Below are 25,465 nucleotides of genomic sequence, written 5' to 3' on the forward strand. Positions count from 1 at the left end.
ATCTATAATAAGGTTGAACCACTATGTCGTCACGCAATCCTATCATCGCTGTAACCGGTTCATCTGGTGCAGGTACATCAACGACAACAGAATCGTTTGAGCATATCTTTCGAACCCTGGGGATAACTTCCGCCACGGTAGAGGGAGACAGCTTTCATCGATACTCACGTCAAGAAATGGATATGGAAAAGCGTAAAGCAAAAGAGCAACAGCTTAAAATAAGCTACTTTGGCGATGCAGCTAATGATTTCGACGCCTTAGAAAAACTGTTTAAAGATTACTCTGAAACAGGTAAAGGTAAAATGCGACGTTATTTGCATACCTTTGATGAAGCCGTTCCTTATAATCAAATGCCCGGTACTTTTACTCCATGGGAGGAGTTAGGTGAAGGGACTGACTTGTTGTTCTATGAGGGGTTACACGGCGGTGTTGTTACTGAAAAAAATGATGTTGCAAAGCATGTTGACCTACTTATTGGCATGGTGCCGATTGTAAACTTAGAATGGATACAAAAAATAATACGTGACACCGATAAACGGGGCCATAGTCGCGAAGCCGTTACACAAAGCATCGTTAGGAGTATGGAAGATTATATCTCTTTCATCACACCACAATTTTCACGTACCCACATAAATTTCCAACGCGTACCCACTGTCGATACGTCTAATCCTTTTAGTGCTAAAGCGATACCGACGTTAGATGAAAGTTTTGTCGTAATTCGTTGCAGAGAATCAAGTCAATTAGATTTTCCTTATTATCTGAGCATGATTGATGGCTCATTTATGTCTCGAATGAACACTTTAGTTGTGCCTGGCGGTAAAATGGGCTTGGCGATGGAACTATTACTTACGCCGTTAATTAAAGACTTAATGTTAAGAAAGAATGAAGCGAACAAGCAATTAGATTGGATGAGTGATTTGTAGATGTAGACCAATGCTATATTTATTTTATTGTCACTTCTCTTGTCGTCCTCTTTCTTATCTCCCTGTGAAATATAATCTTATTTAGCTACAGGGAGGAAATAATAAGTAAAGAATGAGGTGAAATTTTAACATTGCAGTGAAGTGGGTATAAAAGTCAATTAATGCGGCCAGTGAATAAGCGTCATTACTTGTGGTTTGCTGTTTAATCGCCGCTAGGGTAATCAGATCGTTACCCCACCATTAGAACGATAAGAAATTATTTATATTTCAATAATCTCGAAATCATGAGTAATTTGAACAGACTTATTAAGCATCAATGCAACAGAACAATATTTATCAGCAGACAAGCTTACTGCACGTTCGACATGTTTTGCACTTATGCCTTCTCCTTCAACTACGAAGTGCAGATGTATATCTGAAAATAATTTAGGGACTGAATCGACACGTTTAGCTTCAATCTCTACTTTGCAGCCTTTAATTTTTTGGCGAGCTTTTTCCAATATGCTGACCACATCAACTGAAGAACACCCCCCTAAAGATATTAATACACTTTCTAGTGGGCTAGGTGCCAAAGCACCGGCGTTTGCATCTAATACAATCGTGTGGCCACTTTCAGAGGTACCCAAAAACATTTCTTCGCCGATCCATTTAACCTGAGCTTTCATTAATACTTTCCTGTGTTCGAATGTAAAGTCAATTTTAGCCATATATAACGACATTAGCTAGTAGTGAAAATGAAGCTTGATGATCAGCAAAAATAGCGGTTTGAGCTAACAGCAATATCAGTAAATATGAAGTCGACTTAAAAAGTGAAAAATAGCTAATTGTACGGGATATATTTACTAAATATTATTCATGACAATATCTTTCTTATTATCTAGTACTCACAATCACTACTTTGATAATGCCTAATAAATAACCTTGTAGTTAACCAATCAACTGACATAAATATTTAGATAATTAATCAGCTGCTTAACGGACATTAATCAGCTTACAATAGAAAAGACTCATCATTTATTATTTGTCAATAAAAGGATGGAAAATCTTTATATTTCACTGTAAATTTATCGCAACAATAATTATTTTATATTTCAAAATTAAAGGTGAAACAGTTGCGTCTCAATAAATATTTCCGGTTACACACTCTAGCTATCGCTATTAGCACATCAATTCCTTGCGTATCAACATTTGCAGCTACCGCAGAAGTTGTTGATGAAAATATAGAGTCAATTGCAATACTTGGCTCTCGTGTCTCAAGTCGAACGGCAACTGAATCAAGCTCACCTATTGATATTATTTCTAGTGAGTCATTAACTAAAGGTGGCTTTAGTGAATTAGGTCAAAGCCTGCAAGCAATGGCTCCGTCATTTAATTTCAGTCGAACACAAGTTTCTGATGGTTCCGATTTATTCAGGCCTGCAACTCTTCGTGGATTACAGCCTGATCAGACTCTTGTATTAGTTAACGGTAAACGTCGCCACAATCAAGCGATATTTGGCTTAAATGGTACGGTTGGGGCTGGTGCTGCCGGCACTGATATGAACTCTATCCCGATGTCAGCGCTTAAGAATGTGCAAATATTACGTGACGGTGCTGCTGCGCAATATGGCTCGGATGCTATAGCGGGTGTTATTAACCTTGAACTTAAAGATACGACCAATGTTACCTCAGGCTTTATTCAAACCGGTGCTACAGGAGAAGGTGATGGTGACGTTTTAGCGGCAGGCTTAAATACCGGCTTTGATTTAGGTAACGATGGTGGCTTTATTAATTTAACGGCAGAATATAGAGATTACGACGGCACCAACCGTGCACAAAGAGATACAGGTGGCGGATCAAACACAGCACCAGGCACATTATCTGAAAATGTTCGCTGGGGTCAAGGAAACGCTGAATCTACATTTAAGTCATTCTTTTATAATGCAATGATACCATTAGACGGCATGGAACTTTATGCTTTTGGTGGTTATTCAAATAGAACCGCATTAGGTAATGGTTTTTACCGTAGCTTTAATGAAGCTGAGAAGAATGTGCCGCAAGTATATCCTGACGGTTTCTTACCGCAAATCGATAATGAAGCTCAAGACATATCGACAGCCGTAGGCCTTAGGGGAGAAATTAATAACGACTGGAGTTATGATGTATCAGCCACCTATGGTGAAAATGAATATGACTTCTATTCTCAAAATACTATCAACGCTTCTTATGCTGCAGAATACCTTTCAAACAACCCTTCAGCAAGTGAGCAAGATATTGCCTCTAATTCTGGCCCGATAGCGGGGTATTCTGGTGGTTTTAGATACGATCAATTAACTTTTAATGCCGATATTTCAGGTTCAATTGATATTGATCATGGCGAAAACTTATTTGTATCTTTTGGTGCTGAATATCGCAAAGAGAATTACGAAATAGTTGCTGGTGAAGAAGCTTCTTATGCTTGTGGTGCAAGTAATAGTCCTACTTCTTTCCCTTCGGTAATCGACAGTGATGTCTTCGCGGGCTGTGGTTTCCAAGCCTATCCTGGTTTACGACCAAACGCAGCTAACGATGCAGATCGAAACAGCTATGCACTTTACCTTGATCTTGAAAAGCAAATAACTGAGCAATGGAACTTAGGCGCAGCTTTACGTTTCGAAGATTTCTCAGATGCGGGCAGTAAATTAATTGGTAAACTATCTTCACGTTATGAGCTTACCGACAGTTTGGCAATAAGAGGCGCACTTTCTACAGGCTTTAGAGCACCGTCACTTCAGCAAAGTGCCTATACTGCCTATACAACTAACTTAGGCGAAGGTGGCGTTTTACTATCGTCATTCACCGCAACAGCAGGTTCAGCATTTCCAGCAGCGTTAGGTGTACAGGGGTTGAACCTTGAAACTTCAAAAAACATAAGCTTAGGCTTGGTTTACGATGTTAACAGTGCATTGTCAGTTTCTTTAGATGCTTACAGAGTGAAAATTGATGACCGTATTACATTAGGCAGCTTACAAAATGCCGATGACGTATCTTTTAACCCTGAGGCAGTAGCGGCGCTAAACGCTACAGGTGCGGTGCAAGGTAACTATTTCTCAAACGCAGTTAACTCAACTACACAAGGGCTAGATGTTGTTATTACCTATCAAACAGAGCTACTAGCAGGAAACTTAGACGTAACGCTTGCAGGAAATTTAAATGAGACTGAAATTGATAGTGTCAACTCACCTGACGGTATTCCAGAAAGTGTCGCGCTAGACGATTTACAGCGAAGCTTCCTAACCGACGGACAACCGAAACAACGTGCTACGTTGACTTTTGACTATACGAGAGAAGCATGGAGTGGTGTAGTAAGAGCAAATTACTATGGTGAAACTGACATTATCTATTTTGGTAATGATCATATCGGGTTACCGGGGTTTTTATCTCCAACGGGGAGTTTTAAGCCAACCAGTGTTCTTGAGTCAGCGGTTCTTATTGACGTTAATTTAGCGTATCAACTTTCCGATAATTTACAGCTATCTGCCGGCATAAATAATCTATTTGATAAAACACCCGATGAGCTTGGTGAAGATGAAGCGTTAGACTTTATTACCAATGGTGCTTTTAAATATCCGGTAAGAGCGTTACCTTATGGCTTTGATGGCATGACGTATTACGCCCGAATAAACTTTAGTTTTTAATCTCTAAAGCTATAATTCATTCATCTTAAAGCACTACTTGGTAGTGCTTTTTTTATTTTAAAACTAGAAAAATAAGCTATGAAGGTTTGGCTCGAGCAAATTGTATAAATATAATGAGGAAGGTGGCCCACCCGACAGGACTTGAACCTGTGACCTCACGCTTCGGAGGCGTGAACTCTATCCAGCTGAGCTACGGGTGGTAATTGTCTTGAGGTCTAATATCGTGTAAATCGTGTAAAGAAAATTCCAATACTTGCAAAATAACGCGAAAAATTAGCAAGCCTATATTTTCTATCCCTTGTAGAAGTTTAGCTATCTGGCTGAACACGACAAGAAATCGAAAAGATTTAAGCGCGGCAAATACTATAGATTATCGCTGTTTATGTCTAGAAGATTACAGAATTTATTCCTTAAAGCGTTAACTTGTTAATAATTTCATCAAATTAGCGGTAAATACAGCATTAATCTCTTGGTATAACAATGAGTTTGGAGGGTTATTTTAGTGTCACTACAAGCTAGTTAGTTTAATTTATTGTCAGCTCAATTAGGGAAAAAGATGTACTTTCATCATGAAGATGCCTAAAGTAAAGGCTATAATATCTTTTATCTCAACACCCTATAAGTAAACACTTGGCTATGAAATTATTCTCGATTGTATTTACCATTCTACTTATCTCAATGGCTAAACAGGCATTGGCTCAATCATACGATACCGAAGTTGTCAGTGCGGAGCTGTATAGCGACACAATACAAAGAACCGGTAAACTCGATTATAAACGGACCTTAAGCCTTGCTTTTAAAAGTAGCGGTTACTTAACATTACTCAGTGTTGACGAGGGAGAACAGTTTAAGAAAGGGCAACTGTTAGCTTCGCTGGATATTACTGAATTAGAACAGCAAAAAAATTCTCTTAACGCACAATTGACTCAAGCTAAGCGTGAATTAAAACGCATTAGCCAGTTAATGGATAAAAATCTAGCGTCTGAACGTGATATGGACACTGCTTCTACGCAATTAGAAATTATCCAGGCTGATTACCAAGTTGCGGTTTACAATTTAAAAAAAGCGCAAATATATGCACCATTTACAGGTGTAGTTTTGTCCCGAAACACCGAACTTGGCGAATTACAAAACCCAGGACAAGAAGCCCTGAAGATCGCCAAACTTGAGTGGGTAATCAAAGTAGCATTAACCGGTCAAGAAGTTAGCGATGTTAAATTAAATCAAAAAGTCAGCGTTTCACTCAGTCATATTGGGCCTATTCAAGGCGTTATTAGTAAAATTCCGGCTATGGCTAGTACAAGCAGTAATTTATTTATTATTGAGGTTTTATTGCCAAAAACTAATATCACTGCCGGTATGATCGCAGGGCAACTTGCGAGTGTTAGTATTGCTTCAGAAAGTAATAAATTTGTTTATCGTTTGCCGATTGCTGCACTGGTTGCTATTGACGATACAGGTAAGGCCATTGTTATTGCACAATCACATAATAATGCGGTTTTTGAACAGCACAGTTTTGAAGTGTTTCAGTTAGACAATAATTATGTGTACTTAAAAGCAAATCGCGATGACCAACCGTTGAAAATAATTACCAAAGGTTGGCAAAACTATTCAGTGGCTGGGAATTAGTCATTATGCATCTCCCTCGCATTGCAATAAAAAATGCCCAGTTTACCTTTACCATTGTTGTACTTTTAGTACTGGTTGGCATTGTTTCATATTTCCACATGCCGCGTTCTGAAGACCCTCAATTTGATATTCCCATTACCTTGCTCGAAATTATCTATCCCGGGGCCTCACCAACAGACATCGAAACATTAGTGGTTGATCCACTTGAAGAAGAATTCGCTGAGATTGAAGGCATTAAAAAAGTTGAGTCGCAAATTAAAAATGGTGGTGCCCGCATTGAGGTGACATTTTTATATGGCAGTAATCCTAATGCGGCTTACAACGAGGTTAAGCAGGCGGTATCAACGGTAAAACCCACCTTACCTGAAGGTGTGCAAGACGTATTAGTGTTAAAAGCGACCCCAACCAGTGTTGCTATTATTCAGTTGGCGCTTTGGAGTGAAACAACTGACTATAAGAGTATGGAGTTTTATTCGAAACAGCTCGAAAAACGTTTGGAAGCTATTGAAGCAGTAAAAAAAGCTGATATTTGGGGTTATCCTACACAAGTGGTCGCCGTAGATCTAAATCTCGCGATGTTGAAACATTATGGTATCAGTATCGCAACCGTTAATGCCTTACTGCAAAAACGGGCTATTAACATTACTCCAGGTTTTGTTGACGCTAATATTCGACGATTTAACGTTAAAACTAGTGGTAACTTTCAACATATCGACGAGCTTAACAATACGGTCGTGTTTGCTAACGAAAGCGCCGTTATTCGTTTAAAAGACGTCGCGCAGGTGAGCTTTTCTAACAGAGAACCTAGTTACTTGGCGTACTACGATGGTAAGGCAGTTATATTTTTGACAGTCGAGCAAAGATCGAATACCAATATATTTGCGCTTACTGAAGCTATTGACACAGAAATTTCAGCGTTTAAACAGACGCTGCCAGACACCATTAAAATCGCGACACTTTTTAAACAATCAGACGGGGTTGAAAACCGCGTTAACGGCTTTTTTGATAACTTATGGCAAGGCTTAGTGCTTGTGGGAATAATGTCGCTAATATTCCTAGGAATACGCGAAGCTATTGTCGTTATTATCGCTATCCCCTTATCTTTCTTAGTGGCGATAGGTTGGTTAGACTTCGCAGGTTTTGGGTTGCAACAAATGTCTATCGTAGGTTTAATTATCGCGTTGGGTTTATTGGTTGATAATGCCATTGTCGTGACAGAAAGTATTCATCGAGAGAAGAAAAATACCGCTAATTTGGCTGATGCCGCAGCATCTGGCACCAGTAAAGTGGGTTGGGCTATTACCAGTGGCACAGTCACCACCATGCTAGCTTTTTTACCTATGTTGATGTTAGCGAGCGACACGGGTGACTTTGTACGCTCTATGCCAGTAACGGTTGTATTGGTACTACTCGCATCATTATTGATCGCATTAACACTAACGCCATTACTGGCCAGCAAGTTTTTTAGCCAAAAACCCAGTAAAGTAAAAGCGCTACAACATTATGCCAATATATTTGCAGAGCGTCATTATGTGCGCTGGCTAGGTCGCTTAATGAGCGCGAAAATTATCATGTTAGTGATCGCCTTTATTGCCTTATTTGCTATGGCTTCTCTCTTTGGGCAGGTAGGCGTTAGTTTATTCCCTAAAGCCGAGAAAGCCATGTTACTCATTGACGTAGAAACACCGGCTAACTCATCATTAGATTATACTCACGATGTTATGCAATCGATGACAGAGTTTATCGAAACACAACCCTATGTTGATAAAATTGCCCTTAACGTTGGTAACTCTAATCCTCGTATTTATTACAACGAAATACCTAAAAGGGGTGTAGCCAGTTATGGTCAAGTGCTATTGGTCTTAAAAGACTATGAGGAAAAAGAAGTTAATAGTTTAGTTACAGCCTTACGTAACGAGTTTTCAACATGGCATCAAGCAAAAGTTACCGTGAAAGAATTTACCCAAGGCCCAGTAACAGACCAACCAATTACCGTGAGATTAATCAGCGAGTCGTTAGCTGATCTTGAGCGTGTTGCGGGCGATTTACAAACGAAAATGTCATCAATTTCAGGTGCTATTAATTTAGATAATCCGATTGGTATCGCTAATACTGAACTGGCATTAGCGATAGATTACGATAAAGCGGCTCTGTCTGGCGTGGATATAAATCAGTTAGATAATAGTATACAAACAGCACTTTCAGGGACATTTGTTGGTCAATTTAATGATAGTAATGGTGAAAACTATCCTATTCTAGTACGTCGACCTAAAAGTGATTTATCTAGTCTTTCCGATATCACTATTGTTAATCAACAAGGCGAGAATATACCTTTAGGGCAATTTGTAGAGATAAAACTACAGAAAGGGCGAACAGACTTCTTTCATTATCAAAAACTACGCATGGCAAGGGTCTCAGCTGATGCTGGACAGGGTTATTCTGTGCAAGAAATAACTAGCGAAGTGGTGAATTACCTTGATAACTACTCATTACCAGCAGGTATGTATTACATTTTAGGTGGCGAAGAAGAATCTAGACAAGAATCTTTTGCCGGTCTGTCGCAAATTATGCTGATAACAGCGATTGGTATTTTTGCCATTTTAGTTTTGCAATTTAAATCATTTTTACAGCCATTAATCATTTTTACTTCCATACCTTTTGCAATGTCTGGCGCGGTATTTGGCTTGTTTTTAACCGGCTTATCATTTTCAATGATGGCTTTTATTGGTTTAATCAGCCTGTTTGGTATTGTGGTTAATAACGCTATTATTTTAATCGACACCACTAATCGAAATTTAGCGATGGGACTCGATAAAAAGCAAGCTATTTTAACCGCCAGTTCCACGCGCTTCACCCCGATATTATTAACAACTATTACAACTATTGGTGGCTTACTACCATTAACACTTTTTGGTGGTAGCTTATGGCAGCCGTTAGGTGTGGTTATTATTTCTGGTTTATGTATCTCGGCTATCGCGAGTTTTATTATTGTGCCAATACTTACCGAGCTCTTTACAAAAACAGATAATTCAGAAATTATAAAAGAATAAATTATGGATTTTATTGGCTTAATAGGCTTTTCTTTAGCCGTTGCGGTATATACCTTATTTGCATTGCTGATTATTGCTGCCCGTAATCGTAGCTTAGTTGCACGTGCAGTATTATTTTGTACTTTAGTCACGTTAACCAGTAATTTAATCGCAGCCCTGCAAATTAATTTAGGTTTTAGCCTACAATGGGCGATGTTTGCAGATGGCTTTAAAATTGCCTGTTGGTCGTTATTAATTATTCTCTTTAATACTGAGCATCGCAACTTTAAAGCGCTAATCAGTAATTACTATGTTCGTCAATATATCAGTGTTTGGTCATTGCTAATGTTGGTCTGTTGGTTGGCAAGTTACTGGTTAGATTCTGCCTACGAATACATATTTCTACTATTTATCGTACTTAATTTATGGATGTTGGTATTGCTTGAACAGCTTTATCGTAATGCTGACTTGCAAGTGCGTTGGGCTATTTGGCCCTTAGTCGTCGCGCTTGCGAGTGTCGCAATTTTTGATTTTGTACTTTACGCACAAGCCACTATGGTTGACGGTATTGATTTTGACTTTTGGTTTAGTCGCGGTTACCTAGCGTTACTTGTTGCGCCACTTTTATTGATCAGTATACGCCGTATAAAAAATGGCGAAGTGCGTGTTTTTGTCTCTCGCAATGTTGTCTTTTATAGCTCAATGTTGATGATAGCAGGCGCTTACTTACTCCTTATGTCTTTTACTGGCTATGTTATTAATTATCTTGGTGGCGAGTGGGGAGACTTAGTCAGCATTGGCTTCCTAATGCTCAGTGGCATAGTACTTGGTGTCTTACTTATTACAGAATCTTTACGCCGTCGCGTTAAGGTGTTTATAGCAAAAAACTTTTTTGCTAATAAATACGAATATCGTGATGAGTGGTTAAATCTCATTGAAAAAATTGAAACTACCAGCGGTGAAAGCCATTATCAAATGGCAACGCAAATTATGATGTCTAAAGTTGAGGCCTCTCGTGGTGCAATAGTTAAAAAATTCTCTAGCCAACATTATCAACTTCAATATAGTCATGGGCTTGATATCGATGAAGCGCTAGAAGAGTACTTACTAGAGGTTGGATTATTCTGCCACAAGAAAGGCTGGATTGTTGATGTAAATGAATACCAAACTTCACCTATGCTTTATCCTGACTTAACCTTAAATATTGATTTATTTCGGGCGAAAAACATTCAAATTATAGTGCCTATATTTATCGGTAAAGCTTTTTATGGGTTATTTTTGCTTGCAGATGAAAATGAACTCAAACGGTTGAATTGGGAAGACAGAGATTTACTATTTGCCATATCCAAACAACTGGGTAACTTTATTTCGCTATATGAAGCAACTGATAAATTAAGTGAGTCAAAGCAGTTTGACGCCTTTAACCGTATGTCAGCATTTTTGGTGCACGATTTAAAAAATGTGCAGGCGCAATTAGCACTAATTACCGCTAATGCAACAAAACATCGCAATAACCCTGAATTCATTGATGATGTTTTTGAAACGGTTGAATCAGCAACCCAAAGGTTAGAAAAAGTGCTGTCGCAACTGCGACAAAAGCAAGTGGAGCAGTCTTCGCATAGCCAAACAGATTTAACCTTAAGCATTAAAAAAGTTGTCGAACAATGTAATGTCAGACTTCCTAGAGTTGAATTAGCGCATCAAGGTGATTGTATTACTTTCATTGATAGCGAGTCTTTTCAATCCGTTATGCATCATTTAATACAAAATGCACAAGAAGCAACAGCCAATGATGGGTGGATAAAAGTTTCCCTAATCGAGAAAAAACGTACCATTAGAATTATTATTGCAGATAATGGCTGTGGAATGAGTGAAGAATTTATCAAAAACCGTTTGTTTAAACCTTTTGATACTACTAAAGGTAATGCGGGTATGGGTATTGGCGTATTCGAAGCCAAGCAATTCCTTGAAAACATGGCGGGTATAATTAAAGTTACAAGTACACCTAAACAAGGTACAGTTTTTACTATAGATCTGCCATTAAGAGCAGCAGGCGCAATCAGCGGTCAAGATTTACTATAAGGGTTCAATAAGTATGGAAAAGTTGTTAATCGTAGATGACGATAAAGGTATCCAAAAGCAATTAAAATGGAGCTTATCTGATTACGACGTAGTACTCGCAGGTGATCGTGAAACTGCCCTTGCTGCGGTTCGCCGTCATGAACCTAAAGTTATTACCTTAGATTTAGGGCTGCCGCCAGACGAAGCAAATGCTTCTGAAGGGCTCGCCGCTCTACAGGAAATTTTAACTATCGCACCACATACAAAAGTGATTGTAATAACCGGTAATGATGACCGCACAAATGCGTTAGCGGCAATTTCTGCTGGCGCATATGATTTTTATCAAAAGCCGATTGAAACTGACGTTATAAATGTCATTGTTGCACGGGCATTTAGTGTTGCCGCAATTGAAGAAGAAAATCGTAAAATGCGCGCTGTTGCGGGCAGTGATATTGGTATAATCGGTAACAGTGAAAGCATTGAGCGCTTGAGAATGATGGTAAAGCGTATTGCCCCAACGGGGATTACAGCTTTGCTGTTAGGGGAAAGTGGTACAGGTAAAGAAGTAACTGCTAATGCGGTGCATTTAGCTAGCGATCGTAAAAAGAAACCCTTTATTGCCATAAACTGTGCATCTATTCCTGAAACATTATTAGAAAGTGAATTATTTGGATTCGAGAAGGGGGCTTTTACCGGCGCGCACCGTACCACCAAAGGCAAGATTGAATGTGCAGAAGGCGGCACATTATTTCTAGATGAAATTGGCGATATGCCTTATAGCCTACAAGCAAAATTGTTACGTTTCTTACAAGAAAAAAGCATCGAACGTCTGGGCGGGCGACAAGAAATTTTAGTTGACGTGAGGGTTGTCTGCGCAACAAACCAAAACCTTGAACAAATGGTCGCGGATAAAACCTTCCGTGAAGATTTATTTTATCGTGTCAGTGAAATAACCTTAAACATCCCGCCATTGAGAGATCGAGACGAAGACGTGATTATCCTTTCTCAGTACTTTCTCCAACATTATGCTATAGAGTATAAGCGTAACGTTAAAAGCTTCTCTGAAGACGCATTAAGCGCCATTAAGAGCCATAAGTGGCCAGGTAATATACGTGAGTTACAAAATAAAGTGAAAAGCTCGGTGATTATGACTACAGGCACACAGGTAACCGCAATAGACTTAGGCTTCTTAGAACATCAAGATAAAAGCTTTGAACTGTCATTGAATTTACGTGTAGTGCGCGAACAAGCTGAATCAATCGCTATCCAAAAAGCCTATGCACTATCAGAAGGTAATATGTCAAAAGCAGCTGATTTACTGGGTGTGACTAGACCTACGCTCTATTCATTAATAGAAAAGTACGAGTTAAAAATTAATGCATAAATCTTAATGCAGGAATATTAATCCGCAAAAATTAAGCTTGTTCGAATCCCACACAAAAAACCGCCGTCATGGCGGTTTTTACTTTTCAATAGGGGGATTAACTGACAAAACCAGGCCATTTTAGGTGCAAGGAGTACCCTAAAGATTGCTATGTATGACAGTTGCTGCTTATTTCTATTGTAGGTCGGCCTTCAGGCCGTCAACAGATATGGATGCGATGATTTTTGTAGGTCGGCATTTATGCCGTCAATGTTAAGGCTAAAGCCCTACCTAGCATGTAATCTTCGTGTATCTATGCTGTAAACGGTTAAATTTCATTTAACATGATGGACTGAAGTCCAACCTACAAAGGGCTGCGTTCAAATGGGCTGCGGTGATATTGTAGGTCGGCATTTATGCCGTCAATGTTAAGGCTAAAGCCCAACCTAGCATGTAATCTTCGTGTATCTATGCTGTAAACGGTTAAATTTCATTTAACTTGATGGACTAAAGTCCAACCTACAAAGGGCTGCCAATGAGCTGCGGTGGTTTTTGTAGGTCGGCCTTCAGGCCGTCAACAGATATGGATGCGATGATTTTTGTAGGTCGGCATTTATGCCGTCAATGTTAATCTAAAGCCTACCTAGCATATAATCTGTGCGTATCTATGCTGTAAACGGTTAAATTTCATTTAACTTGATGGACTAAAGTCCAACCTACAAAGGGCTGCCAATGAGCTGCGGTGGTTTTTGTAGGTCGGCATTTATGCCGTCAATGTTAAGGTTAAAGCCTACCTAGCATCTAATCTTCGTGTATCTATGCTGTAAACGGTTAAATTTCATTTAACTTGATGGACTAAAGTCCAACCTACAAAGGGCTGCCAATGAGCTGCGGTGATTTTGTAGGTCGGCATTTATGCCGTCAATGTTAAGGCTAAAACCTTACCTACTATCTAATCTGTGTGGTAAAGCTTTGGCCGATGGGCGTATTATTTTTCGGTGCTCTGATCTGTTTCGGTATAGATACGGCTTTTATGTTTCAGCATTTTATCGACATAACGGGCCATTTTAATTTTTTGTTTAATATTACCTTCCAGTATTTCTTCAATTTCTCGTAATATTTCTTTAATGCTTTCAACTTTTTCAGCAGAATTTACCACCACTTGGTTTGGTTCGGTACTGGCCAATTCTGCAGTATTTAACGATCCGGTAAGCTCTACTTGCATCTCTTCTGCAACTTCGTTAATCGCATCGGTATCAATATTTTTGAGCTCTTCTAAAAAGCCAAACAATAGTAATCTATCGACAAAAATATTAATTTTGCGCGGAACACCTAGCGTTTTATCATAGATTAGGTCAAATGCAGCATTGGAAAATAAATCTTCTTTAATACAACCTGCTTGGTGCAATCTATGATTTATATATTCTTTAACTTCTTCTTTAGATAAAGGTTTTAAATGTGCAGAAGCGATAATACGTTGGCGAAATTGCTCCATGTTAGGAGCCTGTATTATACCTTTTAATTCTTCTTGACCGAGCAAAAAACTCTGAATTAACGGTTTATTATCTAGCTGAAAATTAGATAACATACGTAACTCTTCCACCGTTTCACTAGGGAGATTTTGCGCTTCATCAACAATTAATAACGCTCTTTTACCTTGTTGATGTAACTGAATAAGAAATTTTTCAATACCTTGTAATAAATCGGCTTTGCTATTCCCCACAACAGTAATATTAAACTCTGAAACTACTAATTCTAGTAACTCTTGCGGGTTAAGTTTGGTCGTAACAAGCTGCGCGGCTACGATACTTTTATCGGCTAAGTTATTTAATAAATTGCGCGCGATAGTTGTTTTACCGGTACCAATAGGGCCCGTTACCACAATAAAACCTTCGCCTTGATCTAAACCATACTGCAGATAAGACAGAGCCCTTTGATGATGGCTCGATGCAAAAAAGAATCTCGGGTCAGGACTTAACTGAAAGGGTCTTTCTTTAAAACCATAATAATTTTCATACATACTGCTAAAAGCCTTTGGTGATTTTGGCGCTAATGCGGTTTTCTTGGTAATTTAGAAGCGCGTTATCAGAGCCTCTGTTTAAATGGCTCAATGCTAAGTTGAAAGACAATTCACTATTTATCGATCTGTCATAGCTCAACTGATAACGTCGATAACGATCAGTTCGCTCGAATTCAGTATTAATTTGCAAACTAGTTTCAGTATAACTTAAGTCGAAACTAACATTAGACCGACCACTTACTTTCCGTTTAACGTTGAAACTTGCGCCACTTAATTGATCCTCGATACCACTGTCGATATTTTCTCTATTTTGCTGGTTTGTGTTAATGCTAATCGTGGTGCGGGGTAGTGCAAGTGTTGAATTCCAGCTAAAGGTTTTATTCAATGAATAAACGTTATCTTCTGCCAGGGTAAAATCTTGTATCGGTAATACTAGAAAACCAGGGCTATTTGGGTCATTAGAGTTGTTTAATGAAATGCTAGTATCATCCGTAATAATACATTCTTCAAGCTGGGTAATATTATTGGGACACAAATATAAACCAACAACATTCAGAACAAAGTTATTTCGAGTAAACGCCTGAACATCTTCTACATAACTCACCGTATTAGTTAAGCGTCTATTTCTATGGCTAAAGTCAAGTCCATAACTCGTGCCATAAAAGCGTTCAGAAATGTTGGCTGAAAGCTTAGTACGAGGAGACGGTTGCCATTGAACAGAGGCATCTACATAAGGTTTTTGTTCATCATTGTCCACATCTAACTTATCGCCAATCGGCTTGTTATACGACGCATCTAAGCGAAGTCTTGGTGAAATTAACCATCGTACCCCTAAACCGTAAGAATTTGACTCTAAAGAACGATTTGAATTATTTATAGCACCATTATTATCTTCGTTATAGTAACGTACAAAAGGATTGAAATTATAGTCACTAATTAAACCAAATATAGCTTCACTTTGACTTTGCTCGCTATTGAGGCCATTATTTTTTTGCTCTTGATAGCTATGTTGCAACTCCCAAAACATATGTCTGGCACCAGTACCATTTGTACTGCTTAGTTGCATAATTATACTATCTCGATTACCGATATCATCTTCAGAGTTAGTTTGTCTAAAACCCAGTGACGAGTTAATAATATAAACACTATTGTTAATATTATATTCAAGACCACCGTTATAGGTTTCTACTTGCACGGTATCCCCAGAAACAATATCAGCTAAAGCGTTTCTACTGCGATTGCGTGATTGATTTGAGATATTCATCCCCGCAAAAGCAACAATACCATTAGGCCAAAGTTCGAGTCGTAAATCACTCGCTAAGGTATGATAGTCATTATCAAGTTCATGGTTATGACTATATAACGCATAAGTACTTTGAGATGAAAAATTAAATACTGCCTGCTGAGCTTTATAGGTGGTAGCTAGATTTAATCCAGCTTGAGTCACCAAGCTAGATTCTTCATTGACAGCTGTTAACCCAACGTTATCAGAATAGGTTTCATTAACGGTAATGCTGGGATCAAATTGCCAATCACCTGCAAAAGCGAAATTAGAGCAAATCAATACAAGACAAACGGCACTGAGTTTAGTCTTTTGTGCCATACCCATAGCCGTAGTAGCCATACAAATCCTTATGAGATCTTATTGCTTTATTAAGTACTAGCCCCAACGCTAAATTTTCATTGAGGTGCTCAGTGGCTGCTTGTATATCAGCAATCGTAGTTTTTGACTCCTCAACAACAATCAGTGCTTGGCCCATTAAATTCGCCAATACTAATGTTTCTGTTGCACCAATCAGCGGCGGACAATCAAAAATTACAATGCGATCAGGGTAACGGTTAGCTAACTCATTAGCAAAGGTTGCCATTTTCTCGCTGGCTAATAATTCGTTAGATAAATGATGCGGCTTGCCTGCAGGGATTAGTTTAAGTTTATCGATGTCAGTATCGTAAATTATGTCGCTGACTTGTTCTGAGTCACCTAATAAATAGTCGATAATACCAGGGTTTTCTTGAACACCTAGCTCACGTACTACACTCGGACGTAATACATCGGCATCAATAAGTAATACAGTTTTATCTTGCTCCAAAGCAATGCTTAAAGCTAAGTTGATCGCAACAAAGGTTTTACCTTCATTGGGTTTAGCACTACTCACCATAATTAAATTACTATGATGAAGTGTTTTAGCCGCATTTCCGAATGCATTATTAAGGAGTTTACGCTTAATTTGCCTGAACTCGTCTTTGATACTGTGTCGGGTGCCATTATCAATTAAATAACCACGCTCGGATAAACTTTTCTTATCAAGTGTTAATGCCGTCTTGGGAGCGACATCCGCAATATTATTTTTAACTTGCTGTTGCCCAGAGGTTTGGTCAGAAGTACCCGTATTTTGAGTGTTTTTCTGCTGTTGTTTAGCTAGCGCTTTTTCAATGATGCTCATAAGTTATAAAACCCCTCTAATCGGCGCTAATATCACATTGGGCGCTATGGCATAAAGCATGAAAAAAGCCAACATTATCAATAATAAACTATTAGAAATAATAAAAAATATTGTTTTTCTTCTATGCCAACGCTTCAGGCCAAGATTTTCAGTCGCTGATACGATACCAAAGACAGGAATCCCTGTTATTTTTGATACCTGACTACTAGAAGTCACCACAGGATTAACTTGGCTAAATAATAATGAAAGGGCAACGCCAACACCAAAAGCAAAGACAGTTGAGCCAAGTAAAAATAGTACGCGTTTTGGCCCAGCTGGCTCGGTAGAAGCTCTTGGCGGATCAATAACTCTAAATTGAATTGGATTCGTTGTCTCATCGGCTTGTTGTGCTAATTGCGCGGTTTCCTGACGATTGAGTAACTCTTCATATTTCTTTTTAGTAATTTCATAACCGCGATTAAGCGAGGTTAACTCAGCTTCAATTTCCGGCAGTATATGAATTTTACTTTCTAGTTCATTAACTTGTTTACGATAATTTTTCACTCTCACCGTGGTTGAGGCAACTAAATTTTCTAATTGGTTTACTTGTATCTGTAATTGTTGAATAACAGGGTTTTGGCTAGTTGAGAGTTTATTGTTATCACTGCCATTGGTGGCGTTTAAATATTCACTAATCTCTTGGGAACGTTGATTATTCAAGTGTTCAAGTCTACGTTTAACTTCTTTTACGTCGGGGTGCATTTCGGTGTAACGCAACTGTAGCGAATCTAAATTGGCTTCTAATTCGGCAATACGCTCGTCATAAGTGGTTTGAATACTATTAGAGTTCATAATGTTATTTTGCGCATTATCGTTACTAGACGGCGATGAACTCAATTGTGCTTTTGCAGACTCTAATTGCGTTTCTTGTTCTAGTAAATTTAGCTCAGTAATTTTTAGCTGTTCTTTAACAATATTTAACTTTTGATAATAGCCGCCATATTGGCCTGGTAAAACACCGCTATATCTTTGTTTAAATTCAGTTAATCTAGACTCAGAAGCTAATAAACGATTTTCGTAGTCTTTAATTTGTGTGCTTATAAACTTCTGGGCAGAATTAGAATCACTACGATTTTCCCCCAGAGTATTTTCAATAAATACCGTTAAGGCTGCGTTAACTACATTTTTCGCCATTTCAGGATCTTTATGCTGGTAAGTAATGGTAAATATATTATCGTGTCGACCGCCAGTTTTTCTTATAATTATATTAGATTTTAAGCCATTAATTAATGACTCATAAGCTTCAGGGGTGCTAGCCCGCACGTCAAGGTCGGTCATACGGGTAATTCGCTCTAAATTTGGGCGACTTAGCAGCGTTTTAATCATTAGTCGAATTTGCACTTCAGGATTGGTCTTAACCGTTAAGCCTTTTAACAAAGGACCAAGGACAGACTGAGTGTCAACGTATATTCGGGCATCAGACTCATAGACATTATCGAGTTGGGAAATATAAATCCAGGCAAAAGGGCATATTAACCAAGTCGATATAATAATAAAGCGGCGCTTAAGCCAAATGCCTTTAAGATAATCTACAATTTGTTCTATAATTTCTTGCATTCCTGACCTCTAAAACAGGTAAAAAAAGGTATTACGTTTAAAACCATGTTTCAGGTATTACAATAATATCGCCAGGTAATACATCAACATTAGCTAATATTTCCCCATTTTTTATTAAGTCTTCAATAAATATGTTGTACTGCTTTTGCAGACCATTTTCGATTCGCACCAGTAGTGCACCGTTACCATTAGCAAACTCGGTTAAACCACCCACACGGATCATTACGTCTAATAATGTCATATGTTGAATATAGTTTACCGATTGGGGTTGAGCGGCTTCACCAATAATACGTATTTGCTCACTAAAAGGCCCGACAAAATTATTTACCGTTACCGTTACTACTGGATCGCGTAAATAAGTTGCCAATATTACTTCAATTGAGCGAGCAAGTTCTGTTGGTGTTTTCCCTGAGACAGGTATATCTTCTACCAGTGAAGTGGTTATCATACCGTCTGGGCGAACGACAAACGTGCCTGAAACTTCAGGGTTGCGCCAAACAAAAATATTGACCACATCGCCGGCACCTATTAAATATTTGTATGAATCAACATCAACAGTATTCGACTGATGAAGCTTAGCAGTGGGTAATGTAGATGAGCTACATCCAGTTACAATATAGCCCAGCGCAAGAAATAAAATTGCTTTTAATGTAGTAGTCATGCGTTTTTCCATGGTATTAACCTTCTTATTTACAACTGTTTTTTGTATAAGCTATCAGATTGTATTTGATTTTTACATTTGATGCACATTATTTAATTTCTGTAAATAGATTGTAATTGTAGTATTTTAAATAGTCTAATGTTTACATTTACCTGTTAATCAATTCTAATATACAACTAAAATAATAAAAGTATCTAATGCTTGTCTATTTTTCTCACCAGAAAGGAATTTTCTAACCTTATGTCTAGCCCTAAATTTCGTGATTTATCTGCGGGTAGCAAGTCTTTAGTGTTAATCGAGTTTGTCTGCTTTGCTGGCGCACTTCTGCTGAGTTTGTATTTTAATAGTTTTTTACATTTTGTTGAACATGATACTCAGGCTATCGCATTAAACGTTTTGTTTATTCACGCGGTAGTTTTTGCGTTAATTGTACAGCTATCATGTTTGGCAATGGGGCTTTATGACTCAAAACTTAGAGAAAACTTGCGCGGAGTATTCAGACGATTACTGGTGTCGGTAGCTATCGGCTTTTTCATCGTTTCATTACTAAACCCTATTTATGGCTCAGGCGCATTAGCTATTGAGTTACTGGCTACGGCATCTTTAATTAGTTTGTTTATGGTGAGTGGTGTTCGGTATATTACCCTTCAAATAGATTTTTTTGGTTTAAATAAACGTAATATTCTAGTATTAGGCGCAGGAGAGCGCGCCTCAATTATAGAAAAACGCATGCGACGTGATGTCGACCGACAAGGCTTTTTCATGCACGGCTTTGTTGTTATGAACGGCGATGCCGACCATGGCATAGTTAACGAAAATAGAATCACTTTAGACAGTTCTTTAGTCAATTACGCATTAGAACACCAAATTGACGAAATTGTGGTCGCTAACGATGAGCGTCGCGAAAATCTTCCTGTTGACGAACTTTTTGCCTGTAAAATTCGGGGAGTTGAAATAACTGAAATTCTCGACTTTATTGAGCGTGAAACGGGTCAAATTGCGGTAAATTTAATTTACCCAAGCTGGGTGATATATTCAAATGGTTTTGCTTCATCTAACCATTTGCGGAATACCTTAGATTGGGTGTTTAATGCTACTATGGGGTTTTTCTTATTTCTCGTTACATGGCCTGTAATGCTGATCACCGCGCTTTTAATTAAGCTTGAAGATGGTTTAAAAGCGCCAATTTTTTATTCTCAAGAGCGTGTTGGCTTAGATGGTCAAGCTTTTAATATTATCAAATTTAGAAGTATGAGAATTGATGCGGAAAAAAATGGTGCACAAATGGCATCGAAAAATGACGACAGAACAACAAGAATAGGTAAAGCTATTCGTAAATACCGCATTGACGAGTTACCGCAAATTTATAATGTAATGTTAGGTGACATGGGCTTTGTTGGCCCTCGTCCTGAGCGTCCAGAATTTGTCCAACAATTAATTAAGAATATCCCCTATTTCAACGAACGCCATAACGTTAAACCCGGCTTAACAGGTTGGGCTCAATTGAAATATCCATACGGTGCAACAGAAAAAGATTCGCTAGAAAAGCTGAAATACGACCTATATTACATAAAGCACCGCAGCTTTATGTTGGATTTACTAATTTTAATAAGAACCGTAGAAATAGTGTTATTCGGCAAAGGCCGTTAGTACTTTATTGACCTATCTTTATTAAATTCAAGCGTCCATTCGCTTGAATTTAAATTAATCCCCACCGATAAATAATCAACCATAGGCCTAATGTAGGTTGGACGTTAGTCCATCAAGCTTAATGTCTGTCTGTTTAGCCGCTTAACTGCTGACGGGCTGAAGCCCGACCTACAAAAAAATCAGTCTAACGCTGCATTATTTCCGCGACACCCTTGTAGGTTGGACTTTAGTCCATCAAGCTAAATGTCTGACTGTTTAGCCGCTTAACTGCTGACGGGCTGAAGCCCGACCTACAAAAAAATCAGCCTAACGCTGCATTATTTCCGCGACACCCCTTGTAGGTTGGACTTTAGTCTGAGGAATCCCCACAAGTTTAAGAAGTAAGCGCTTGATATCTGGTAAAATGTTAATCACCACAAAAAACAAATATACCAAATACAAGCGCTATGCCTTCATTATCAGACTTATTCACCTTTGATTCAAACACTTTAGATCCTAGAATTACAAAATCTCTTTTTACTGCTGCTGATAGTCTCATCAATGGTGCGGCATTGACCTTAACCTCGATGGGAAGACACGCTGCTAGCTTGCAGGGTAAATCAGAAAAACACGCGATAAAACGTATCGATAGACTGCTTGGGAGTCAGCCTTTATATCAGAATAGGCAGTCATTTTACCAGGACATTGCACGGCTGTTTATTACGACACCCCACCCACTTATTCATGTGGACTGGTCCACCGTCTACAACTATAACTTCGTCATGCTCAGAGCCGCCATTTCTATTGGAGGACGTGCAGTTACGATCTATGAGGAAGTTCATCCTGAAAGTAAACACACGAACCACCAAGTACACTTGAACTTCATTGCTAATTTAAAAAAGATATTACCTGAAGATATTCAGCCTATTATATGCACGGATGCGGGCTTTAAAATCCCGTGGTTTAAAGCGATCGAGGCTCAGCAATGGTACTGGCTTGCAAGGACAAGAGGCACTGTAAAATGCCAACGTCAAGGTGAAAGCGATTGGCATTATGTGAGCAAATGTCACCATCTTGCGCTCTCTATAGCAAGTGAGCTCAAAGGCGTAATCTTATCAAAGGCTCATCAATTTGTTTGTCGTGGTGTCTTATTCAAAGGACGAAAGATGTATCGCCATAAGCTTAATCGAAAGGGCGTAACCACAAAATGTAAAACCAATATAAAGAGTTCAAAGTCAGCTAAAGAGCCTTGGTTCTTAGTATCTAATTTACCTAGAAATACATTTAAACCGCAGCATTTAGTGAATATGTATAAACGAAGAATGGCCATTGAAGAATCCTTTAGAGACTGTAAAAATGAATACTATGGCTTAGGCTTGTCTCGTAGTTTAAGCCGTTCAGTAGAAAGGCTGCAGGTTATTTTACTGTTAAGTATGATGGTTCAATTTTATCTATATTGTGTAGGCAAGGCAGCGGAATCAGCAGGCTATCATCGGCAATTCCAAGCAAACTCGGTGAAAACTAAGCGTGTGCTATCTTATGGGTATTTAGCGCTAAGGATCCTACAACATAAGCGGTATTATATATCGGATAAGATGATAATCAGTGCAATGAAGGCACTGATTCATGAAAGTTTATATTGAGAAACTTGTGGGGATCTCTCAGACTTTAGTCCATCAAGCTAAATGTCTGACTGTTTAGCCGCTTAACTGCTGACGGGCTGAAGCCCGACCTACAAAAAAATCAGCCTAACGCTGCATTATTTCCGCGACACCCCTTGTAGGTTGGACTTTAGTCCATCAGGTTAAATGAAATTTAACTGTTTTAGCTATTATCGCATAATGACAAAAATGATATCTGTTGCGGGTGTTTTTTGGTCCATGAACTTGCTTGCTTGTACGCTTAACTGCTGACGGGCTGAAGCCCGACCTACAAAAAAAATCAGCCTAACGCTGCATTATTTCCGCGACAGCCCTTGTAGGTTGGACTTTAGTCCATCAGGTTAAATGAAATTTAACTGTTTTAGCTATTATCGCATAATGACAAAAATGATATCTGTTGCGGGTATTTTTTTGTCCATGAACTTGCTTGTACGCTTAGCGGTTGACGGGCTGAAGCCCGACCTACAAAAAAATCAGCCTAACGCTGCATTATTTCCGTGACAGCCCTTTTAGGTTGGACTTTAGTCGACCTACAAATGAATCGCCCATAAAAGTATTTTGGCTTGAATACTGATTTACTCTCTACTTCTACTCTTTAAGAAGTGGACTCCATAACCTAACAATAGTGTTGTGGAGCAGAGCCATTTTTTAACTTTACGCCGACAGATAGCAACTGTAAGCTCAAAGGTATTGAGCTCAATTAAAGTGTTGGCGCGTTTAGACACAACTCCATAAACTTCACTTCATTAAACGGCTCAGAAATAGAAAATCGTCCTAATTGAAACTTATTGGCGCTTACTTGTTGGTTGATAAAATAACAGAAGGAGAAAGCAAGTTGATAGCCTTGGCTTTCTATTTCGTCAAACATATATTTGTTATATGTTGACGCATTACCAACAGGGTAAGAAATGGAAAGTACTTTGTTAGTTAGTTTTTCTTCTAACAACATCTTCGCATGAGATAATTCATGTGACAGTTCTTTTGCACTTAAGCTAGAAAATATACGATGCGAATGCGAATGGGCACCAATAGTCATACCGGCAGAATCCATTTCTGCTATATTGTCCCAGCTCAAAAACTCACTTACATAGTCTGATAATACTAAGCCCGTTTTCTTACGTAATTCTATTAATTGCGCCTCTATAGGTGTCGATGACGACTTAAATTGACTCAGCACCTCTCGAATACCTTTGTTAATCGGTTTTGCTGATAATATGATTGTTTTATTCCACGAAGACAGCCTAAGTTCATTTAAATTAGACTGTTTTATATGCCATGCAATTTCATCCCACCAAGGGATTACTTTTGATTCGATCAGCCCTGTAGCGACAAAGAAAGTTGCCGGAATATTCATTGCGCTTAAAATAGGGAAAGCTAATTCGTAGTTATCTAAATAACCATCATCAAAGGTTATGTACGCAAGTTTTTTGTCAACTACTTGGTCATTATTTACTAATTCAATAAACTGTTTTTGATCGATAATTTCAAAATTATTTTTAATAAAATAAAGGTGTTTTTCTAAGTCGCCCTCACTACATGAGAATACATTAGGATCGTACTTACACTTTTCAGCGTCACCTATACGATGGAAATTAAAGCAATAAACGCCATTTTTACGGTAATGCCATAATGTTTTTGTCATCCCTAGATGACGAAAAACTCTAGTTTTAACTTTATTAAATAACATGAGCTACTTCGCAATAAAACTAGGTTTAGGTAAAATATAATCACGATATTGATGAGGAGAACCAATCTCATTGGCTTCAGCTGCTTTAATCATGTTGAACATTTCCCTACTATTAACGTAATGCAATTGGTGGCGCTCACCATCGTTATATTTGGCCTCTAAATAAGAAAACATATCATCGACAGGTTTCCCTAATAGCACGTCCATATCCCTTTCTTGTGTACCATGTGTGTGCACTTTAATAAAAACCCATTCAGGCTTGCCTTTGACATGCACATTTGCCTCTACCCACAAATCAACACGCTTTTCAGTTGGCTCCATACCTTTTCGAATATCAGAGTTTTCAATTTGTGGAAAAATACCTTTTTTTAATTTTTTCCAGTTCAACATCAATGGGCCATTTACCATCATCAGATCGCCCCAAGGGCTTCCTCCCACCGCAACATCAACCCCAGTGTTATGAGATTTAGGCTTAAGTGCATCATCTTTGGCGTAATATATGCTATTAATGGTTTTTGGTTGTGTCTCATGAGGGGCTGAAGGGTAAGTGAAGTCGGCGTAACAACCTGTTTCTTTTAAGACAATAAGTTCGTCGTTCACACCGCAAAGTTTGCCATTATGGCCTGAATTATCTAATGTCCAATTACCGTGGATAAAGCCATACATTAATTGCCCTGTATCCGGGTGATGTGACAAAGCACCATGATCATTATGTAAAACATGGCAAAACTGGGTAATAGAGGCTCTTAGATTATCAGAGGTATCATTATCATGATGTAAGTGTACTTCTATTTCACCAAAACCTTCACGGCACAATTTAGCAATTTTATCTAAATGTTCGACACGATATTCTTCCTCTGGGTAGAAAAAGGTATGCTGAGGGTGTATGCCGTTCGCGTCAACGTGTTTACTTGCCATTGCCGGATACTCTGCGCACCATCGGTCAACTCGGCTACGCTCAATATCAATGCTATCTGGCTTACCCCATTGTGGTTCGTAATGATCAACAAAGGAAAAAATAACATGTTTGGTAATTGCTGCATTGCTCACAGGCTTGTTGATTTGCTGCTTAATATATTGTGGTAGCCACTCCTGCATATTTTTCT

The 25,465-nt window shown here is 38.6% G+C and carries 16 protein-coding genes and 1 tRNA gene; 8 read left to right on the forward strand and 9 right to left on the reverse strand.

Annotated features, from left to right (window positions below; translation table 11 throughout):
• Positions 1-23 precede the first annotated feature (23 nt).
• Positions 24-923, forward strand: coding sequence for a phosphoribulokinase (locus tag B5D82_RS09415; protein WP_081151064.1), 900 nt, complete (start codon positions 24-26; stop codon positions 921-923).
• 260 nt (positions 924-1,183) lie between these two features.
• Here the strand turns inward: B5D82_RS09415 and B5D82_RS09420 are convergent, their stop codons facing one another.
• Positions 1,184-1,588, reverse strand: coding sequence for an OsmC family protein (locus B5D82_RS09420; protein ID WP_081151066.1), 405 nt, complete (start codon positions 1,586-1,588; stop codon positions 1,184-1,186).
• Positions 1,589-2,035: 447 nt separating this feature from the next.
• On the opposite strand from B5D82_RS09420, the gene B5D82_RS09425 reads away from it, so the two are divergent.
• Positions 2,036-4,579: a TonB-dependent receptor plug domain-containing protein gene (locus tag B5D82_RS09425; protein WP_081151067.1), complete on the forward strand. Its 2,544-nt coding sequence runs from the start codon at positions 2,036-2,038 to the stop codon at positions 4,577-4,579.
• A 123-nt stretch (positions 4,580-4,702) separates the two neighbouring features.
• On the opposite strand, the gene B5D82_RS09430 is transcribed toward B5D82_RS09425, so the two are convergent.
• Positions 4,703-4,779 (reverse strand) — tRNA-Arg (locus B5D82_RS09430).
• A gap of 436 nt (positions 4,780-5,215) precedes the next feature.
• On the opposite strand from B5D82_RS09430, the gene B5D82_RS09435 reads away from it, so the two are divergent.
• Genes B5D82_RS09435 through prsR form a run of 4 tightly spaced genes read left to right on the forward strand, consistent with a single transcriptional unit; the run spans position 5,216 to position 12,682 of the window.
• A complete protein-coding gene (locus B5D82_RS09435) occupies positions 5,216-6,208 on the forward strand; it encodes an efflux RND transporter periplasmic adaptor subunit (RefSeq protein ID WP_081151069.1) in 993 nt (330 codons plus the stop codon).
• Between the two features lie 5 nt (positions 6,209-6,213).
• Complete coding sequence (locus B5D82_RS09440; protein WP_081151071.1) at positions 6,214-9,258, forward strand: efflux RND transporter permease subunit; 3,045 nt, start codon at positions 6,214-6,216, stop codon at positions 9,256-9,258.
• 3 nt (positions 9,259-9,261) lie between these two features.
• Positions 9,262-11,319 (forward strand): XrtA/PEP-CTERM system histidine kinase PrsK, encoded by a 2,058-nt coding sequence (gene prsK, locus B5D82_RS09445; RefSeq protein ID WP_081151073.1) that lies wholly within the window; start codon positions 9,262-9,264, stop codon positions 11,317-11,319.
• Positions 11,320-11,332: 13 nt separating this feature from the next.
• A complete protein-coding gene (gene prsR / locus B5D82_RS09450; protein ID WP_081151074.1) occupies positions 11,333-12,682 on the forward strand; it encodes a PEP-CTERM-box response regulator transcription factor in 1,350 nt (449 codons plus the stop codon).
• Between the two features lie 967 nt (positions 12,683-13,649).
• Here prsR and B5D82_RS09455 read toward each other — a convergent pair.
• The 5 genes from B5D82_RS09455 to B5D82_RS09475 are packed head-to-tail and all read right to left on the reverse strand — an operon-like array spanning position 13,650 to position 19,382.
• Positions 13,650-14,681 carry an XrtA/PEP-CTERM system-associated ATPase gene (locus tag B5D82_RS09455; RefSeq protein WP_081151075.1) on the reverse strand — a complete coding sequence of 344 codons (1,032 nt, stop codon included), beginning with the start codon at positions 14,679-14,681 and terminating at the stop codon, positions 13,650-13,652.
• A gap of 4 nt (positions 14,682-14,685) precedes the next feature.
• Positions 14,686-16,305 carry a TIGR03016 family PEP-CTERM system-associated outer membrane protein gene (locus tag B5D82_RS09460; RefSeq protein ID WP_081151076.1) on the reverse strand — a complete coding sequence of 540 codons (1,620 nt, stop codon included), beginning with the start codon at positions 16,303-16,305 and terminating at the stop codon, positions 14,686-14,688.
• Positions 16,268-17,125 (reverse strand): XrtA-associated tyrosine autokinase, encoded by an 858-nt coding sequence (locus B5D82_RS09465; protein WP_081151077.1) that lies wholly within the window; start codon positions 17,123-17,125, stop codon positions 16,268-16,270. The genes B5D82_RS09460 and B5D82_RS09465 overlap by 38 nt, the downstream gene beginning before the upstream one ends.
• A 3-nt stretch (positions 17,126-17,128) precedes the next feature.
• The gene (locus B5D82_RS09470) at positions 17,129-18,721 is read right to left on the reverse strand and encodes an XrtA system polysaccharide chain length determinant (RefSeq protein WP_081151079.1); all 1,593 of its coding nucleotides are present in this window, start codon (positions 18,719-18,721) and stop codon (positions 17,129-17,131) included.
• 37 nt (positions 18,722-18,758) lie between these two features.
• Positions 18,759-19,382: an XrtA/PEP-CTERM system exopolysaccharide export protein gene (locus B5D82_RS09475; RefSeq protein WP_094122866.1), complete on the reverse strand. Its 624-nt coding sequence runs from the start codon at positions 19,380-19,382 to the stop codon at positions 18,759-18,761.
• A gap of 240 nt (positions 19,383-19,622) precedes the next feature.
• Between B5D82_RS09475 and B5D82_RS09480 the strand changes: the two genes are divergently transcribed.
• Positions 19,623-21,032: a TIGR03013 family XrtA/PEP-CTERM system glycosyltransferase gene (locus B5D82_RS09480; protein ID WP_081151082.1), complete on the forward strand. Its 1,410-nt coding sequence runs from the start codon at positions 19,623-19,625 to the stop codon at positions 21,030-21,032.
• Positions 21,033-21,478: 446 nt separating this feature from the next.
• A complete protein-coding gene (locus B5D82_RS09485; protein ID WP_081148330.1) occupies positions 21,479-22,654 on the forward strand; it encodes an IS4 family transposase in 1,176 nt (391 codons plus the stop codon).
• A gap of 718 nt (positions 22,655-23,372) precedes the next feature.
• Here B5D82_RS09485 and B5D82_RS09490 read toward each other — a convergent pair.
• Entirely contained in the window at positions 23,373-24,359 is a 987-nt protein-coding gene (locus B5D82_RS09490; protein WP_081151084.1) for a polysaccharide deacetylase family protein, read from the reverse strand.
• Positions 24,360-24,362: 3 nt separating this feature from the next.
• Complete coding sequence (locus B5D82_RS09495; protein ID WP_245807598.1) at positions 24,363-25,457, reverse strand: hypothetical protein; 1,095 nt, start codon at positions 25,455-25,457, stop codon at positions 24,363-24,365.
• Positions 25,458-25,465 lie beyond the last annotated feature (8 nt).

Source organism: Cognaticolwellia beringensis, from assembly GCF_002076895.1.
Classification (GTDB): domain Bacteria; phylum Pseudomonadota; class Gammaproteobacteria; order Enterobacterales; family Alteromonadaceae; genus Cognaticolwellia; species Cognaticolwellia beringensis.

Bases quoted from the DNA above. Each gene is read 5' to 3' on its own strand.
- B5D82_RS09415 (WP_081151064.1), top strand. From the start codon at position 24: ATGTCGTCACGCAATCCTATCATCGCTGTAACCGGTTCATCTGGTGCA.
- B5D82_RS09420 (WP_081151066.1), bottom strand. From the start codon at position 1,588: ATGAAAGCTCAGGTTAAATGGATCGGCGAAGAAATGTTTTTGGGTACC.
- B5D82_RS09435 (WP_081151069.1), top strand. From the start codon at position 5,216: ATGAAATTATTCTCGATTGTATTTACCATTCTACTTATCTCAATGGCT.
- B5D82_RS09440 (WP_081151071.1), top strand. From the start codon at position 6,214: ATGCATCTCCCTCGCATTGCAATAAAAAATGCCCAGTTTACCTTTACC.
- prsK (WP_081151073.1), top strand. From the start codon at position 9,262: ATGGATTTTATTGGCTTAATAGGCTTTTCTTTAGCCGTTGCGGTATAT.
- prsR (WP_081151074.1), top strand. From the start codon at position 11,333: ATGGAAAAGTTGTTAATCGTAGATGACGATAAAGGTATCCAAAAGCAA.
- B5D82_RS09455 (WP_081151075.1), bottom strand. From the start codon at position 14,681: ATGTATGAAAATTATTATGGTTTTAAAGAAAGACCCTTTCAGTTAAGT.
- B5D82_RS09460 (WP_081151076.1), bottom strand. From the start codon at position 16,305: ATGGCTACTACGGCTATGGGTATGGCACAAAAGACTAAACTCAGTGCC.
- B5D82_RS09465 (WP_081151077.1), bottom strand. From the start codon at position 17,125: ATGAGCATCATTGAAAAAGCGCTAGCTAAACAACAGCAGAAAAACACT.
- B5D82_RS09470 (WP_081151079.1), bottom strand. From the start codon at position 18,721: ATGCAAGAAATTATAGAACAAATTGTAGATTATCTTAAAGGCATTTGG.
- B5D82_RS09475 (WP_094122866.1), bottom strand. From the start codon at position 19,382: ATGACTACTACATTAAAAGCAATTTTATTTCTTGCGCTGGGCTATATT.
- B5D82_RS09480 (WP_081151082.1), top strand. From the start codon at position 19,623: ATGTCTAGCCCTAAATTTCGTGATTTATCTGCGGGTAGCAAGTCTTTA.
- B5D82_RS09485 (WP_081148330.1), top strand. From the start codon at position 21,479: ATGCCTTCATTATCAGACTTATTCACCTTTGATTCAAACACTTTAGAT.
- B5D82_RS09490 (WP_081151084.1), bottom strand. From the start codon at position 24,359: ATGTTATTTAATAAAGTTAAAACTAGAGTTTTTCGTCATCTAGGGATG.
- B5D82_RS09495 (WP_245807598.1), bottom strand. From the start codon at position 25,457: ATGCAGGAGTGGCTACCACAATATATTAAGCAGCAAATCAACAAGCCT.